Genomic DNA, 16,841 nt, shown 5'->3' with positions numbered 1-16,841 from the left:
CTTTTTAGTTTACAGGGATGAATCCGTTTTCCTCTACGATTTTCTGCCCTTCCGCGCCCTTGGCAAAGTCGATGAAGGCTTTGGCCGCATCGCTCATTTCGCTGTTTACAACATATACGAAGGGTCTCTGGATTTTGTAATCGCCGGACAATACATTATCAACCGTAGCTTCGGTACCTTCAACTTTAATTGTTTTTATACTATCATCCAGCGCACCTAAGGATACGTATCCGATGGAATCTGGGGTGCTGGCAACCGTTTTCTTGACAGCTCCTGTCGAAGGCTGAACCAGTGCATCCTTTGTGGTCTTGTCGGATTCCTTTCCTGCGTCATCCTTTTCAAGCACACCGGTAATTTCGGTAAAAGCGCCTCTTGTTCCAGAACCTTCTTCTCGGGATACGACGGTAATCGGTTTGTCGTCTCCGCCTACATCCTTCCAGTTGGTAATCTTTCCTGTATAGATATTCTTGATCTGTTCCAGCGTCAGGTCATCAGTTTTTACCTCCTTGTTGACCACCACTGCCACACCGTCTTTTGCGATTACCACTTCCTCTGCTACAGAAGCTTTTTCTTCATCTTTTACTTCTCTTGAAAGAGAACCAATATCGGCGATTTTTTCTTCGATGGATTTGATGCCCTGTCCTGAACCGCCGCCTTGTACCTCAACGGTTACATCTGGATTACTGTCCATATAAACTTCCGCCATTGCTTCTGAAAGGGGCTGAACGGAAGTGGATCCAGCAATTACCACACTTCCTTTATTGGCAGCAGCATCCTTTTCGTCTCCGCCGCTTCCGCATCCTGCCATTCCCAGTGATGCGATGAGTACAGTTGCAGCAAGCAAACCTGTCAATACTTTCTTTTTCATGATCTTCGTCCTTCTTTCTTTTTATTTTTTCTTTCATCTTTTCTTTTTCACAAGTTTAGTTTAACCGGCTTTTGTTAAACCTATTTTAAGAAAAGCGTTAGATTTGGGTTAATTATGTTAAATGGCTGTAAAAAATGAGATTGTTTTGAGGGATTTTGTTAAGAGCCGGATTATGGTATAATCAATCAACAAGATCCTGTATTTGAAAGGAGTTCATGATGAAAAAGAAATGTTTGTGCTTATTATCTGCGCTGCTGATCGTTTTTTCACTTGCCGCTTGCGGCAGCGATACAGAAACTGCTGACAAAGAAAAGAGCGATTTTGATTCTTTTATGACTGTGCAAAAGAACATGGAGCAGATAAAAGATGCGGAATTTAAGGTGAATATGGAAACGGCCATTCCCTCCAGGGACGGCGACTATAACATGACCGTGAGCGGGACCGCAAAGGAGATCAAAAAGGCCAAAGACGATATCCAGATGGAAATGAAGTATAAAATGAACATGGCCGGTACCGATATGAGCGGCACCATGTATATGAAGGATAAGGCTCTTTATACGGAATTCATGGGACAAAAAGTGAAAACGGATACATCCAATGAAATGGGTGCCATGATGAAGGTGGATACTGATGAATTGTTATCCATTACAGAGGAAATGATTTCAGATTTGAAGGTCAGCCAGGATGGGGAGGACACGGTCTATAACTTTACCATGGATCCCGCGAAAGCTATAGACTATATGGCCAAAAACGTATCAGGGGCAGAAGGGATCACCGATGCGTCCGGAAATCTGACCTTTGACAAGGCGGACATATCCGTTACAGCTGACAAAAACCATATGGCCAAAAAGATCGATGTGGATTTTTCCCTGAAAGCAAAGCTGGATAAAGAAACCGTGGCTATGAAATTTAAGACAACCGTGGAATTTGTCAGCATTAACACCGATTTAACCATTGACTTCCCTGATTTTGAGGGGTATCAGGAAATGACAGTATAGAATCTGCGATAGATAAAAAGGATTTTGAAGTTATGTGGCAGCTGTATGATCAGTTAATCGAGACAATACCAAAGGATGTGAAAATCAATCACATCCATGTGGGTCCAACCTGGACCATTGTTTACGCCGGACCTTACTGCGGATTTGCAGCAACAGTGAATGAGCGAGGACTTTCTTTACCGGTTTTTGACGGCTTAATCGGCGTGGATATGCAATCTGCCGCTGAGCTGTGCAAATCCTGGGACTTCCTGAAAGCCAGCGCGGGAACCGCGGTTGTCAACGCCTACTGCAACCATCCGGCTGCCGCTCTTTCCGTGCCTGGCATGGAAAAGACCCAAAACGCCTTTTTCGATTATGCCGGCGCAGTAAAAAACAAAAAGGCAGCGATCATTGGTCATTTTTTCAATCTGGAACGATTCCTGACCAATGCTGCCTCTATTTCTGTTCTGGAGCGCAAGCCCTCTGGCGATGACTATCCCGATTCTGCCTGCGAATTTATCCTGCCGGAGCAGGACTTTATCTTTATCACCGGGTCAGCGTTTATCAACAAGACCCTTCCCCGTCTTTTACAGTTGTCTGCCCATGGGCGGGCAGTTGTTCTCGGCCCCAGCACGCCCATGTCCCCGGTCCTCTTTCAATATGGAGCAGATGAGCTATCCGGCTTGCTGCCCAACTATCTGCCTGTCAAGCAGGCTGCGGAAATCGGTCGGGGATATGTGAAGATGGGGGATTTTGGTCAGCGGGTACGGCTGCGAAAGGAAATGCACTCCACTAAATCACTTTAATTTCGTCTCCTGCTTTCACAGTTCCTTCTCGTAGCACTTTAACAAAAATGCCTTCCCGGGGCATGACGCAATCGCCGGCCAGCTCCCGAATGGCGCAGCCTTGATGGCACTCTTTCCCGATCTGCGTCACTTCGCAGGTCGCGCCGCCGATCTGCAGCTTGGTCCCAATGGGCAATGTAAAAAGTTCAATGCCTTCTGTAAGAATGTTTTCCGCGAAAGCACCGCTCTTCAGTTGAAAATCCAGGACTTTCTGGACTTTTTCCACACTCTCGGCCGCCAGCAGGCTGACTTGGCGGTGCCAGTTTCCCGCATGGGCGTCGCCTGCGATTCCATGATCGATCTTGAGCTCTACGCTGTCCACCGGATATTTTTGTTCTCCCTTTTTTTCGCTGATGCAAACAGCCTTTACCTTAGCCATGGTGATGGCCCTCCTTATCCTTTTTGTGCATTTCCGCGCAGTCATGAGACTGGCCCCTCAGCACATCGATTCCATGTTTGATGGGTTTAATGACCGCTGCCAGACACTCTTTGGCCGCCTTTTCGCTGCCAGGCAGATTGACCATGAGCGTTCCGCCTCTCAGACCAGCCTCTGCACGGGAAAGCATGCCCATAGGGGTAATCCTCATGCTCTCCGCCCGCATGGCTTCGGGAATGCCGCGCACCTCACGGTCCGCCACCGCATGGGTGGCCTCCGGCGTCACATCTCTGGGGGAAAATCCGGTCCCGCCGGTGGTCATCACCAGGCAGACGGAAAGTTCATCCGCACATTTAATCAATTCCTCTTTGATCGTTTCAAAATCATCTGGAATGATGCTGGTATACACCACCTGCCAGCCGTTCTCCTTTAACATTTCACAAACAGCAGGGCCGCTGGTGTCTTTGCGCAGTCCCTGCGAGCCTTTGTCGCTCATGGTAATTACAGCCGCTGTATATTCCATCTATCTATCCTCCCATCTAAAATCGCCGCTCTTGCCTCCGGTCTTTCTCAGCAGATGAATCCGATCGATGACCATATCCTTTTGAACGGCTTTGCACATGTCGTAAATAGTCAGGGCTGCTATGGAAACCGCTGAAAGGGCTTCCATCTCCACGCCCGTTACGCCGGAGCATTTTACTTCGCTCCTGATTTCAACCGCCAAATCCTCTTCATTCAAAGAAAAGGTAATGTTGACGCCATTTATCATAATCGGGTGGCACATCGGGATGATCTGAGAAGTGCTTTTCGCTCCCATGATCCCGGCTATCTGAGCGGTTCCCAGCACATCGCCTTTTTTCATACCGCCGCTTTTGATCAAATCAAAACATTCTTTATTAACAAGGACTCTTCCCGCAGCAGCCGCAGTTCTGACGGTTGTATCTTTACCGCCCACGTCCACCATTTTAGCCCGTCCTTCTTCGTTAAAATGTGAAAAATCCGCCATATTTATCCTCCTATCTGGTTCATATCCCTGCCGGCCTTGCTGGGGCTGTCAGCGCCCAGTTCTTCCCGCTTCTGCGGCTTGTCCATGATTGCGCCGCGGAGCGTTTCCTCCATCTGATCTTCGGTCAAGCCTTTTAAAGAAATCTCCTGATCCGAGTGGAGACAGGGTTTTAGTTTTCCATCTGCTGTCAGACGTATTTTATTGCAGCCCTCACAAAAATCGCAGCTGACCGGCCGGATCAAACCGACTCTCCCCGCCGCTCCGGGAAGGGCATAGAGACGTGCAACGCCTTCTTCCCGATTGAGGGAACGAAGCTGGGGAACTTTTTCCAGAACTGTATCACAGCTTACAAACTGGGCCCGGTCAAATCCAATGCCTCCACCGATGGGCATCAGCTCGATAAAGCGCACTTCAATGGGCTGCTCCCTGGTCAGATTGACAAAATCCTCCGTCTCATCATCGTTAAAGCCGCCCATGAGCACATTATTAATCTTAATATTGGTAAATCCCGCATCCTCTGCGGCTTTCAAGCCCGCCAAAGCATCGCTCAATTCTCCGAGCCGGGTAATATGATGGTATTTTTCCGGGTTGAGGGTGTCCAGACTGATATTTAGACGGTCTACCCCTGCGGCTTTCAAGTCCTTGGCGTATTTGGGAAGCAGGGTGCCGTTGGTGGTGATGCAGACTTCTTCGATTCCAGGAATATCGGCAATGGCACCGCAAAGTTTTACGATTCCCCGCTTGACGAGGGGTTCTCCGCCGGTGATACGAATTTTACGAATTCCCAGCCGGGCCGCCGCCGAGACTGCCATAATGGTTTCTTCGGCCGTCATCATCTCTTCGTGGGCTTTCTTCGCAATCCCTTCCTCCGGCATGCAGTACCGGCATCTCAAATTGCACAGCTCCGTGACGGATACCCGCATATAATTAATATCTCTGTTATATTGATCTTTCATGTATATCCTCTTGATTTTTACTAGAATTAGCAAGCGCCCGCAAAGGGCCGCTGCAAATGATTATACCACAAATTCGCCGTTTGTACCGCCCCTGAGCTGTCTTTCTCAGGATTCTTCCATCTTCCAAACCTCATATATAAAAGCGCACCCATTTCATAAGGAATTTCTTTCCTGCCTTGGAAGCTCCATAAACATGTTTTGCCAGATTTCGGACATAGCGATTCATAGTTTCATATTCTTCTTCCAGCAGATGGCCTTCACTAAAACGTACCCGGTTCACCAGCCTCAAAAACTCAGCAAGCGTGATATCGGTCACAGCATCATAAGCAGTCGAAAGTTCTTCCAACTGATCGTATGGGTTTTCTGGCAACGGATGTCCGTCAAAAGCCATCACCCGCCCCGCGTACGCGTACATCTTGTAAACCTGTTCATCGGTATGAATCGCAGCAAAGGATGCCAGTCGTTTATGAATTCGCTGCCTTCCCATGGCCTCATAGATTAGAATCAGCAGCGCGATTGCCGCCAAAACAAACCATGGCCAGCTGTTCATCTGTTTTTCCGTCTCTTGTTTTTCTTCCCTCTCCCGGCTGTCTTCAGGAACCACATTCTCATATGTCTCATCCTTGGCTTCTTTCAGCTTTTCCGGTTCTTCCGGCTGAGGGTTCTGCGGTTTTGCAGTACCATAATAACCCGGGACTACCTCCACCGGGAACCAGCCGATTTCATCCACATAGATTTCAACCCAGCTGTGGGCCAGGAAGTCGGGCACATCCACATCCGCATGATCCATTCCCAGGTAATCGCTTATGTATTCCGGTGAAAGATAGTAACCTTCTGCATACCTGGCCGGAATGCCTGCCTTGCGGAACATGAGCGCAGCGGCTGTGGCAAAGTGCATGTCATTTCCGCTGTAGCTGTCGTTCATAAAAGTATCCAGCTGTCCTTTTCCTTTCATTGCTTTTTGCTGCTGCGGGTTATAGGTAAACTCTTCCTCGAAATTTTTGCGGATATAGTCCAGTGTATAAGCGATGGACTTCCCCTCGCATCGTTCGATTCCGCTGGCTCCCAGCGCAGCCGCATCCTTGTTGGAAACAGAAAGATAAGTGTCATAGACATAAGCCCGATACACGGCTTCTGCCTTAGAATAGTCCTCCCATCCTGAGCTTGCTTTCAATTGACCGATCCATTGGGCCGCGCCCTTTTCACTGTAATCATTCATTATGGCCGGGTAGGTCTGGAAGATGTATTGCCTCTGGCCGGTCAGCCCTTTGGTAAAGGCGCCGTAATCCTTTTTGTAATTGACCTTTTCTGGGAGGGCATCGCCGCTGAGCGCCGCCTCGTATGGAAGATACAGATACCTGCTGCTTCCGTTGCGGTTATTCACATAGACATTTGAAGGGGCAGCTGCGCTTTGCAGCATGGAATAAAGACGCCCCTGCTGCACCCAGGGATAAAAATCCTCTTCCATCAAGCTCTCTATTAGGCCGGCATATTGGCCGCCATAGGCCCCTTCTGGAGCTTCCTCCCATTGATCCTCCTTGAATTCACCGCCTGTGAAGCCTCTTAGATACATAGCCTGCGGGTTTTCCATTGTCAAAGTAAGGACCGAATTTCCCGTATAGGCAAGAGGATGGGACTGAGTCAGGTCGCCCTCACTCAGCTGGTCGATTTCATCGCCTCCCAGTTTGCTGTAGCGAAGATGCTCCTGGGCTGCCACAACTGCGTCTCTGGCTTCGTTAACCGTCTGCGGCGGCCGATAATCGTCACCTGAAAACAGCAGTACATACCCCAGCAGAAGAACCAGAGTAATACCGAGGAAAAGATATGGGAGCATTGAATTTTGAGAATTTTGGATATAAATGGGCCGATTTTTTTTCCGGCTCACCGGCCTGGCAACAGCTGAAAGAACCAGGAGCCCTGTCCAGCTTAAAAGCAATAAAATCAACAGCCAAATGGACGGTCGGATTTTCATGCACAATCCCAGCAAAACCGGAAAAGCGGTAAAGATAAATCCCAAAAGAGGTTCTTTATGGTAGATGCTGTGAACAATGGCCATGGATGTCAGCAGGATAACTGGAATCATGGTCAAAAATACGTCTGTGCTCCAATCAACTGAATCACCGGCCGCCTCAAAGGAAACCAACCCTGCTTTGATTTGATCGTTCAATATCTCGATGACGTTGTTGGTCAATACCAGCAATCCGTTCCAAACATGCTTGTATGCTGCCGCACAAAATACCGCTGCGAGCACAAATACACACAGGGTCAAAAACCGCCCCAGAAATGGGTTCCAGCATAGAAAATACAGCCCCACCGGCAATCCTGCAATAAGCAGGACGCTAATGATCGGATCCACCGGATTGGGAAACATGGAAAAAAAGGTGTACCAGCATCCCACCGAAAGGGCGATCGCAAGCAGTAGCTCAAAGAGAACTCTCCTGGCCGGATGCCTGCTGTTTTCATCGGTTATTTGTACCAGATCCATTGCGGTCCTGGATTCATTCTTTCTCGTTAAAATCATCATTTATACCATCAACTCCGGGATTCCCTGCCCAATCTGGTTTACCGGCACCGGAACCAGCTCGATCACCTGCTGCGCCTGCTCCTTATAAGCTTCATCTTCATAAACATACACCGTCCGCATTGCTTGCGACACTTCCATTTCTGCAACCTTCTCCACATCCGGATCCGATGTAATGTAAACCAATGTGTTTTTTTGCCCTGAATAGGCGCTGGCCGCATAATAGTCCAAAGCGATTCCCTTTTCCTCCCCGGCAAAGGACGCCAGAACCTGCGCCGCTGCCAAATCCAGATCTTCAAAATCATCCAGCTCGCGCACATGAAAAGCCCGGTCGCCGGCATCATACCACGCCAAGTTGTGGTTGATGCCGCCTTCCAGAAGCGCCCTTGACAATGACAGGTATAATTCCACTACTGCATCCACCGCATCTTCCTTTCCGCGAGTCAGCTCCATTAGAAGAAACACCGAATAGTTGAAAGGAAGGCTGAAATCCCGCACCATCATCTTGTCGATTTTAGAAGACAATTTCCAGTGGATTTTTCTCACTTCATCTCCAGGGGCATATTCCCGCAGGGCAAAAACTTCGCTCACGTCCTGACCCGGTTTGTCCGTTGAGTAGCGTCTGCCGTCACCGGTCGTTTCGATGGCTTTTTCCATATGAACGGCAGCTTCCCGCATATGGGGATAAATCATCGTCGCCTGATCGGGTAGATCGGTTTTTTTTAAAGTAAAGAGGCCGAATGCGTCGTATATGCATATTTCTTTTGTCGAAATGATTACAGTTCCTACTTTGCTGTCTTTGATAGCTAATCTTGCGCTTGCTTGTTTTTTTCCGCCTACGGTGGTGCTGACCTTTCTGGTCTTCTGCGATCCGCTCATCTGATTTTCCAACTGCACCTGAAAACCAAGCCTGGCAACCGGCAGCCGGCTGGCGTTTTCAAATTGATAGGTGAAAACAGCCTCTTCCTTGTCTGCTGCAGCGGGCGCTTGCAGACTTATGGACAGTCCCCTGTGGGATAGCAGCATGAGAGCCAGTGAAACAAGGGGCAAAAGCACACAGAGGCCAAAAAGGGTCAGTGTGTAATATGTATTTGTAAAGATGTAAATCACAGCCATTGCCAAAAGCAGCAGCCCATAAAACACTCTGTTTCGCAGCATTATTTTGCCTTTCTTTCCAGAATCGCCGGCGGTTTTATTTCTTGCAGAATATCCTGCAGAATTTTTGCTTCTGTTTCTTTGCGAATCTTCGCTCTGGCTGTCAAAATCAGCCTATGGCCACAAACATCGACGAACACATCCTTGATATCCTGGGGTATGGTGTAGGTTCGCCCGTCCATGAGAGCATCGGCTTTTGCCATCTGCACCAGAGCTAATACTGCTCTCGGACTTACACCTTGTTCTACAGCCGCCGCAGTCCTGGTTTTCTCACAGAGGGCCGCCGCGTATTGAATGATCTCCTCGTCCATATGGATCATCTGCACAGCTCGTTTCATGGCTTTGATATGAGCCACGCTCACGAGGGGGCGAACGGTCTTTATCGGATCGGAGCTCTGGCGTTGCTTAACGATTTCCACTTGGCTTTTCAGATCCGGATATCCCATGGATAGCCGGGCCATAAAACGGTCCAACTGAGAGTCAGGGAGTTTCTGTGTTCCCGCGCTTCCCAGGGGGTTTTGGGTGGCAATACATACGAATGGGTCCGGCGCTTTGTGCGTCACCCCATCGACGGTCACACCTCCCTCCTCCATAACTTCCAGCAGCGCCGCCTGGGTTTTGGCTGAAGTCCGATTGATCTCATCTGCTAAAAACAGGTTGCACAAGGCCGCCCCCGGTTTGTAATCCAAAGCTCCGGTTTCTTTATTGTATACGCTGAACCCGGTGATATCGCTGGCCATCGTATCTGGGGTAAATTGCATACGTCTGTAATCCAGATTCATGACTCTGGAAAAGCCCAGGGCCAATGTAGTTTTACCAACTCCAGGCACATCCTCCAGCAAAATATGTCCGCCGGCCAAAATGACCATCAGCACCTTTTTGATGGTTTCATCCTTTCCCACAATTACTTTCTTCAGTTCCCTGATAATCGCCAGACAGACCTTCTGCATTTCAGCTGTGACGGTTTCTTGTCTGGATGCAGCCGCAGCAAGTGTCTGGTCGTTTGGCTGCGATTCCTTTATCTGTTTGTCCATGATATCCTCCTCAATAATTGCCTGTTCAAGACAGTTGATGACCTCTCTGATCAACCGTTAATTTTTTTGATTATTTTCCGATATAGTATATCACATTTTCATGCTGCATGACTACCTTTGTCGAATCATGTCAGCCCAGCCTGCATGAACCCACACTGTCACTTACCGACATTTTCTCTTTTAATTCCATGAAAAAAGCAAACCACTTGCGCTGGTGGAATGGTTCTTCTTTTGAAAAACTTCTCCGGCACATCTGTTTGCTTAAAAGAGGGTGCTTTTAAATTGTACGTTCCCATCGGAAAGGGTTGCTGCCCGGCTCTTACCGGTCCCACCCGGAAGGCAGCAAGGATATTTTTTGATATCCGTTAAATCCTACTCTCTATGTAACTGCGTAAAGCGATTACATGCTGCCAGCCAAATCCATACACTTATATGGCTGCTTGTCTGAGTGCGGATTTATCAACTTTGTTTTCTCTGAGCCAGTTCATTCCATCCATGGATGCGCTGAATTCTACAATCAAAGTTTCAAAATGCTTTTCTTGTGAGTCTCTCAGTGCGGAAAGCTCGGAGTCTAAAGCCGCGACGTGTTCTTCCAGAGCGGTTACACGCTCTTCCAAGGTGCTCACACGTTCTTCCAAGGCAGTCACACGTTCTTCCAAGGCAGTCATTCGTTCTTCCAAGGCAGTCATTCGCTCTTCCAAGGCGGTCATTCGTTCTTCCAAGGCAGTCATTCGCTCTTCCAAGGTGCTCACACGTTCTTCCAAGGCAGTCATTCGCTCTTCCAGAGCCGACATGCGAACTTCCAAGGCAGTTACCCGTTCTTCGATCCGATCCACTTTGACATGCAGACTTTGTACACTGTCCAAGGTGCGAAGCATTAAGTCCTTCAGTTCTTGAATATCTCTATCCATTTCATTCTCCTTTCCTGAAAATTTTCCGAAAATCTTCTCTTTCAGAATGTGACTTAATTATATCCGATTTGTAAAATTTTGTCAATCTTTTTCGAGATAAAAATCCCTTCCGTAAAGAATCATTTGCCTCCCTTTTACAGCAAAAACCTGGCCAAGCTTTGCCAGCCTGCCAGGTTTTCGCTCATCTTTTGGTCTTTCAACCACGCTCTTGTCTTTAAAAACTATGTGTAAACACGCCTAAATCATAAGACATTGCAATTATTATTCTTCCACGTCTTTTGCAATCAGTTTCACTCTTTGTCCGGTCATCTTTTCAATCTGCTTTTCTGTCTCATGAAGCATGTGAGAAATAACATTCGAAGGATTTCCCGGATTGTCGTTTTTAAATCTGCTGACTCTTGTTGATGTCATGGTTCAACACTCCTTTCTTCCTCATCATTATGATGATAATAAAATTATCTCTTCTGACATGGTCATTATATTCGTAGTCAATTAAAATTTCAACCAAAAACAAACAACTTTTTCAACTCAGCAATCTGATTGCAGGCAAATAACAAATTTGTTCATTTTCTTACAATTTGGATAATTAATTTGTGCATTGCTACTATTTTAACAAGCATGTCAAAGGGAAGCATTACACCAATTCGAGCCTTATTTTCCCCTATCTTTTTACAAATCGTCCGCCTAAATAAGCACCACATCCCCTGCATGTTCATAGGAATACCCGCCTAGTTCATCAAGGCGGCGATGAAAATCTTCGCTTCGCAGAATCTCCAGGAACGCCTGGATATGGGGCAAATCCAAATAGCTTTGAGGAATTGCAAAATCATATTCTTCGGGGCCAATCGGTATGAAATCCAAATCCATCGCTTTTGCTGACGAAAGAATGCCCATACCTGCATCTGCCCCGTCGCTTCCTACCGCCGCCGCTACAGCCATATGGGTAGCAGCTTCCCGGTCATATCCATTGATCTGCTCGGGCTCCATTCCCAGCTGCTTTAGCTTATAATCGAACAATACCCTCGTACCTGCGCCCCTCTGCCTGTTGACATATCGACAGCCGGCTAAGTCTTCGATGCCGCCGATGTCCAGGGGATTTCCCTTTTTTACAAGAATACCCTGTGTCCTGCCAACTCCCTTGATCAGAGCCATCTTCTCATCTCCGAACACCGTTTTTATATAAGAAATGTTGTACTGACCGGATGTTTCATCCAACAGGTGTATCGGCGCCAAATGGGCCTCTTTTCTCTTCAGCGCCATCAACCCGCCCATGCTGCCCACATGGGTGCTGGAAACAAACATCCCTTTATGCCGATCAGGCATCATGTCGGCCACAACATCCAAAATCAGATCGTGGCTGCCGATGATCACCACTGTATTTTCCACTTCAGCCTTTTCCCGATACAACTCTACCTTGACCGGATCGCCAGCTTCCACGCCCTCGCTGTTCTGCTCGATCACGCAGAAGCCATCGGCCCTCACCAGCGACATAGCCGCTCCCGCTCCCCTGGCCAATGGCGCTGCAACCATCTTATCTCCCACTTTTCCCACTTTGACGCGGACATATTCCTTGTGCTTGAGGCTGGAGACCAGTCGTTTGGAGATATACGCTGTCACGCTTTCACGCCGCTTTGCCGGAGTCTGTCCCATCATGGATAAAACCGGTTCAACAAAATTTTCAAATCCGATATATGCGGAAACCGGGTATCCCGGAAGTCCGATGACCGGCTTTCCCTTGACTATGGCCAGGATGACCGGTTTTCCCGGTTTGATGGCCACTCCGTGGACCAGCACCTCTCCCAGCTCCCGCAGGACATGAACGGTAAAGTCCTCCGTGCCTGCGCTGGAACCGGCGTTAACGATCACCATGTCGTATTCCCCGACCGCTTCTGCAATATGATCGCGAATCTGCTTGTAATCATCCATAATCGGCGGAAAACGATGAGCAGCGCCTCCGGCTTCCGTAACCATATTTTCAAACATACGAGAATTGGATTCGATAATATTGCCGTCCTCCGGCGTTTGTTCCGGCTCGATGATTTCCGTACCTGTAGGGAAGATGGCCACCTCCGGCTTCTTAACCACTTCGATTTCCGTAATTCCGGCAGACAACAGCACACCCACATCAATGGGACGTATCTTATGGCTGCTGGGCAAAATCATTTCCCCTGCCACAATATCTTCCCCAATTGGTCGGATATGCTGCCAGGGAGCAGCAGATGCGATGATCAATACCCCTTCTTCTGTCTCCACTAAATCTTCGGCCATAATCACCGCATCATATGGCGGATGAATGGGATCGCCCGTGTCAACTACCACATAATCTTCTTTTTCCTTTAATACAACAGGTTCAGTCTCAGCAGCATCCTTTGTCTTTTGTGAAATAACAGCGATGCCGTCCATTGCCGATGCGTTAAAAAGGGGTGAACAGTATTTGGCATAAGTCGCATGCCTGGTAACCCGATTAAGGGCTTCCGACACGGGAATAGTTTCATATTGAATATCCACGGTCCTCTGCAGCGCAGCCAAATAAAGAGCCGCCGCCTCATCCACCGGCTTTGTATCTAAATAAAGGTTTCTCTTTGCCATATTTTATCCTTTCTAAAACAGTATTACTTGTATGGGTTCTCCCGCTTTCAGCCCTTCTTTATTCATATCAATCAAGGTATAGCCCCAGGCCCTGGATAACGTGGTCATCAACCCCGATTTACCGAAGATCGGCCTGGCAATATATCCGTCGTCACCATCCACAAGTTCAACCAGCAGGCAGGTTTCTTTGCCCGGCGCACTGGCCACATTGGTTTCGACTACGGCCGTTGTATATGCTGGAGCCGGCTGGTGGGTTAATTGGAGATACAGCCAAACCGCCAGCAGTTCAAATACGATCATTGCCGCGGCCGGATGACCTGGAAGGCCCATTAAAATGGTCTCCGAAAGCGTATCATATCCCAGGATAGTCGGCTTACCCGGCTTCAGGGCGATGCCGTGGGTAAAGACCCCTGGATCTGCCAGCTGATCCAGGACATCGGCCGTATGGTCCTTTTCCCCCTGGGAACTGCCGCCGGAAACGACCACCATATCGCAGGTTTTCATGGCTGAGTCCACCGCTTTCTCCAGCAGATTGCGCTGATCCTGCAGCACCTGTTTGGACACGACCTCAAATCCATATTTTCTGCTCATGGCATCAAGCACGTAGGTGTTAATATCCCGCACCTGGCCCGGCATGGGCTTTTGATCCGCAGGCACCAGCTCGTCTCCTGTGGAAATAATGGCAATCTTCCAAGGCCGGTAAACCGGCACCGTATGAACGCCTGCCGAAGCAAGGACCCCGATTTCCTGCGGCCGCAGCCTTGTTCCCTTTTTTAAAAACAGAGACTCCTCTTGAATATCTTCTCCAATGCGGATCAGATTTCTCCCGGGTGAAACCGCATCGTATACAGCCATGCTCCTGGTATCAAAGGCTTCACAATATTCCACCATAACCACAGCGTCAGCGCCCTCCGGGATCATGCCGCCCGTCGGCACGTAGCTGCATTGCCCGGGCTGAACCATCCTCACGGCCGGCGTACCGATTTCAATCCGCTCGATGATTTCTAAAAAAACTGGAATGCTCTCCCCGGCTCCCTGGGTATCCGCCGCCCTGACCGCATATCCATCCACCGTAGATCTGCGGAAAGACGGGATAGGTTCAGGAGATACCAGATCCGATGCCAAAACCCGATCCATCGCTTCTTCCAGTTCCACAAATTCGATTTGCTTCTTTTTTTGCTGTGCCGCGATTAATAGTTTTTCGCGTGCTTCGCTTACTGTATCTACTGTTAATAGTTTCACTGCACTTTCCTTTCTACTTCTTTGCTTAGTTTTTAGCATATCGCTTCCACCTATGCGTTGTCAACGGGAAAATAATTTTGTATGATAGATACTATGGAAAGGATTTTTAATTATGAAGAAACAAGATTGCGTTTATATGCTGGAGTGCGCGGACGGTTCCCTCTATACCGGCTGGACCAATGATATTGAAAGCCGGCTGGCTGCTCATAACCGCGGAACCGGCGCCAAATATACAAGAGGCCGGGGTCCGGTGAAACTGGTCTATATCGAATACCTGCCCGACCGTTCAACCGCTCTGCGCCGCGAAGCGGCGATAAAAAAATTGAGCAGGGACAAAAAGCACCTGCTCATCGCCTCCCACCCTGGAAAATAAAAAAAGTGTGCATGACGGGAGCATAGCTCCCTATGCACACATGTCGGCCGCAAGGGCCGACGCTTCGCAATGTACTTTCTTTGAAACTCCGTCAATATCGATGGCATCGATATTTCCTACGTTATGAAAAAGGCAATGCTTATCACATTGCCTTTTTCACGTCTTTTTTCAGTTTTTTCCAGGCGTCTGGATGTTCCACATAGTATTTGGGACAATCCTTGCCTGTGATATCGTAATGACGGATCACATCCTCTTCATCTAACCCAAACTCATCGCAAAGCCATGCGGTCAGCTTGATCAAAGCGCCGTATGTCTTACTGTTGAACTTTCCGTTTGCCTTGGGATGACAGACCTCAATGGAAATGGTATCCGGATTCCGGTCATTGGAAGCGGACGACTGTTCGTTTAAAGGCACACACTGAATCACTTCCCCCTTCAAGCCCACGACAAAATGCGCGCTGACGCTTGACTGGCTGGAATCGAAAAAGTCCCGGTTGGCTTTGGCGCTGCTCCCTGGATTGGCAACATAATGAATGACAATGTCGTTGACTCGTTTCATCGATTTTCCTGTTCTGGAGTGGCCGTCCTTCCCGATAAAATCCTGCTGCACAAAGGATGGGTAATCCAACTTAGATATGTCGATAGTCATAAAGCAGGATTTGAGCACAACGACGCTCATGAGAGCCAATATGACGAACATCAAAACCAGCAGGCGCTTTCGCCGCTCCCCCTGTTTTCCCCTCTTTGTTCTTGTCTTTTGTCTGATGGGTTTCTTCGCAGTTTTCCTTCTCGCTACTGTTGTTCTTGGCATACATTCATTCTAAAGCCCTCGACGTTTTTTGACAAGAGAAGGGCCTGAATGTTAACGCTTTTTTAAGAATTGCCGCCCATTACCCCTTATTTATAAACCTTTTCCACATAATTACTGGTTGCACCTTTCAGCATGGCGCCGTACCCCACTTTAAATTTGACCACATCGCCAATACTGTAAGATTCATCTGATTTGGTAACATCCAGGATCATATGGTCAGAGCTGGCTCCCAGAATATCGACCTTAGAATCCAGGGGGTTCATGCTGGTGATGTCGGTATCCTGCTGACCGATGGCAATAATTGCCCGCTTGATCTTGCCGCGGTCCTCATAGACAGGCTTTTTTCCAAAAGCATCGACCCCCGACTCCCCGATCGGAATCGACGGTTTTTCTTTCAGCTCAATGATCTGGGCCTCCAAAAGCAGGGCATCATCCGTCGTGCCGGAAAGCTTAGTCCCGTATGCCGTATCGTTTCCTAGGAGAAAGGCCTCCCCTAAGCGCAGATTGTTGATCCTTCCGGGAAGCTCCCCCTTTTCAATCAAGTAAATGGAACTGGAATTACCGCCTGAAACCATCTGCAGCTCAATGCTAAACGTCTTTTCAATATTCTCCGCCCATTGGCAGAGCCGGGATAAATTATCATGCTTTGGTATGATCGCGCCGTAGCAGGTCAGATTGACCGCAATTCCATAAAGCTGCAGATGGTCCATGGAAAGAACTTGAGAAACTGTATTGTAAATGGCCTCTTCAGCTTTGAAGAAAATGCCTTCCCTAAGATCGCCCAGATCGATCATCAGTACGACTTTATGCTTGACCCTCTGGCTGGCAGCCTCTTCATTGAGAAGCTTCAGTGTTTCAAGCTCAGAGTTGAAGCTGATATCCGCAAATCTGATCACTTTGTCGATTTCGCACGCCATGGGCAGCCGTAAAAGCACGGTTTGTTTGCCTGCTTTTCTTGCACGTTCAGCATACGTTTCAAGGTTCTGAATTCGGGAATCTGCAACAAAGTCCACGGCCGGATGCCGGCATATCAGTTTTACCACCTCCCGGTCCGCGCAAACGCCTTTTGTTACGATCATCAGACTGCAACGCCCTTGCTCTTTTGTAATTCTGGCCACACCTTCCAAATTATTTTTTAGTTTCTTCAAATCGATGGTTAATCTCGGATACATGGTTA

17 protein-coding genes are annotated in these 16,841 nt (G+C 48.3%); 3 read left to right on the top strand and 14 right to left on the bottom strand.

The window, feature by feature from the left end:
- Nucleotides 1-4: 4 nt before the first annotated feature.
- On the bottom strand, nucleotides 5-868 hold the full coding sequence (locus tag NIA71_RS16280; protein WP_148397578.1) for a phosphate ABC transporter substrate-binding protein: 864 nt from the start codon (nucleotides 866-868) through the stop codon (nucleotides 5-7).
- Between the two features lie 218 nt (nucleotides 869-1,086).
- Here NIA71_RS16280 and NIA71_RS16275 point away from each other — a divergent pair, with 218 nt between their 5' ends.
- Nucleotides 1,087-1,866: a hypothetical protein gene (locus NIA71_RS16275; RefSeq protein ID WP_253020967.1), complete on the top strand. Its 780-nt coding sequence runs from the start codon at nucleotides 1,087-1,089 to the stop codon at nucleotides 1,864-1,866.
- Nucleotides 1,867-1,898: 32 nt separating this feature from the next.
- The gene (locus tag NIA71_RS16270; RefSeq protein ID WP_253020966.1) at nucleotides 1,899-2,651 is read left to right on the top strand and encodes a Rossmann-like domain-containing protein; all 753 of its coding nucleotides are present in this window, start codon (nucleotides 1,899-1,901) and stop codon (nucleotides 2,649-2,651) included.
- Here the strand turns inward: NIA71_RS16270 and NIA71_RS16265 are convergent.
- From NIA71_RS16265 to glp, 11 genes are all read right to left on the bottom strand, one after another.
- Nucleotides 2,638-3,069, bottom strand: coding sequence for an MOSC domain-containing protein (locus tag NIA71_RS16265; RefSeq protein WP_148397581.1), 432 nt, complete (start codon nucleotides 3,067-3,069; stop codon nucleotides 2,638-2,640). The genes NIA71_RS16270 and NIA71_RS16265 overlap by 14 nt on opposite strands.
- The gene (locus tag NIA71_RS16260; RefSeq protein WP_148397582.1) at nucleotides 3,062-3,589 is read right to left on the bottom strand and encodes a MogA/MoaB family molybdenum cofactor biosynthesis protein; all 528 of its coding nucleotides are present in this window, start codon (nucleotides 3,587-3,589) and stop codon (nucleotides 3,062-3,064) included. Before NIA71_RS16260 ends, NIA71_RS16265 begins: the two co-directional genes overlap by 8 nt.
- A complete protein-coding gene (gene moaC / locus NIA71_RS16255; protein ID WP_253020965.1) occupies nucleotides 3,590-4,072 on the bottom strand; it encodes a cyclic pyranopterin monophosphate synthase MoaC in 483 nt (160 codons plus the stop codon).
- A gap of 2 nt (nucleotides 4,073-4,074) precedes the next feature.
- The gene (moaA, locus tag NIA71_RS16250) at nucleotides 4,075-5,028 is read right to left on the bottom strand and encodes a GTP 3',8-cyclase MoaA (protein ID WP_148397584.1); all 954 of its coding nucleotides are present in this window, start codon (nucleotides 5,026-5,028) and stop codon (nucleotides 4,075-4,077) included.
- Nucleotides 5,029-5,158: 130 nt separating this feature from the next.
- On the bottom strand, nucleotides 5,159-7,552 hold the full coding sequence (locus NIA71_RS16245) for a transglutaminase-like domain-containing protein (RefSeq protein WP_253020964.1): 2,394 nt from the start codon (nucleotides 7,550-7,552) through the stop codon (nucleotides 5,159-5,161).
- Nucleotides 7,553-8,707 carry a DUF58 domain-containing protein gene (locus NIA71_RS16240; RefSeq protein ID WP_253020963.1) on the bottom strand — a complete coding sequence of 385 codons (1,155 nt, stop codon included), beginning with the start codon at nucleotides 8,705-8,707 and terminating at the stop codon, nucleotides 7,553-7,555.
- Nucleotides 8,707-9,738, bottom strand: coding sequence for an AAA family ATPase (locus NIA71_RS16235; RefSeq protein ID WP_332108590.1), 1,032 nt, complete (start codon nucleotides 9,736-9,738; stop codon nucleotides 8,707-8,709). The genes NIA71_RS16240 and NIA71_RS16235 overlap by 1 nt, the downstream gene beginning before the upstream one ends.
- 428 nt (nucleotides 9,739-10,166) lie before the next feature.
- Complete coding sequence (locus NIA71_RS16230; protein ID WP_253020962.1) at nucleotides 10,167-10,649, bottom strand: hypothetical protein; 483 nt, start codon at nucleotides 10,647-10,649, stop codon at nucleotides 10,167-10,169.
- A gap of 261 nt (nucleotides 10,650-10,910) precedes the next feature.
- Nucleotides 10,911-11,060, bottom strand: a complete 150-nt coding sequence (locus tag NIA71_RS16225) for a hypothetical protein (RefSeq protein WP_253020961.1) — start codon at nucleotides 11,058-11,060, stop codon at nucleotides 10,911-10,913.
- 273 nt (nucleotides 11,061-11,333) lie between these two features.
- Entirely contained in the window at nucleotides 11,334-13,238 is a 1,905-nt protein-coding gene (locus tag NIA71_RS16220) for a molybdopterin biosynthesis protein (RefSeq protein WP_253020960.1), read from the bottom strand.
- Nucleotides 13,239-13,250: 12 nt separating this feature from the next.
- Nucleotides 13,251-14,480: a gephyrin-like molybdotransferase Glp gene (gene glp, locus NIA71_RS16215; protein WP_253020959.1), complete on the bottom strand. Its 1,230-nt coding sequence runs from the start codon at nucleotides 14,478-14,480 to the stop codon at nucleotides 13,251-13,253.
- Between the two features lie 112 nt (nucleotides 14,481-14,592).
- Here glp and NIA71_RS16210 point away from each other — a divergent pair, with 112 nt between their 5' ends.
- Nucleotides 14,593-14,853 carry a GIY-YIG nuclease family protein gene (locus tag NIA71_RS16210; RefSeq protein ID WP_227755419.1) on the top strand — a complete coding sequence of 87 codons (261 nt, stop codon included), beginning with the start codon at nucleotides 14,593-14,595 and terminating at the stop codon, nucleotides 14,851-14,853.
- A 142-nt stretch (nucleotides 14,854-14,995) separates the two neighbouring features.
- On the opposite strand, the gene NIA71_RS16205 is transcribed toward NIA71_RS16210, so the two are convergent.
- Nucleotides 14,996-15,664 carry an N-acetylmuramoyl-L-alanine amidase family protein gene (locus NIA71_RS16205; protein WP_253020958.1) on the bottom strand — a complete coding sequence of 223 codons (669 nt, stop codon included), beginning with the start codon at nucleotides 15,662-15,664 and terminating at the stop codon, nucleotides 14,996-14,998.
- An 86-nt stretch (nucleotides 15,665-15,750) separates the two neighbouring features.
- Nucleotides 15,751-16,836 carry an ornithine racemase Orr gene (gene orr, locus NIA71_RS16200; protein ID WP_253020957.1) on the bottom strand — a complete coding sequence of 362 codons (1,086 nt, stop codon included), beginning with the start codon at nucleotides 16,834-16,836 and terminating at the stop codon, nucleotides 15,751-15,753.
- Between the last annotated feature and the right edge of the window lie 5 nt (nucleotides 16,837-16,841).

The sequence above is a fragment of the Ihubacter massiliensis genome, assembly GCF_024125305.1.
Classification (GTDB): domain Bacteria; phylum Bacillota; class Clostridia; order Peptostreptococcales; family Anaerovoracaceae; genus Hominibacterium; species Hominibacterium faecale.
This window is presented reverse-complemented; position numbering and strand designations above follow the sequence as displayed.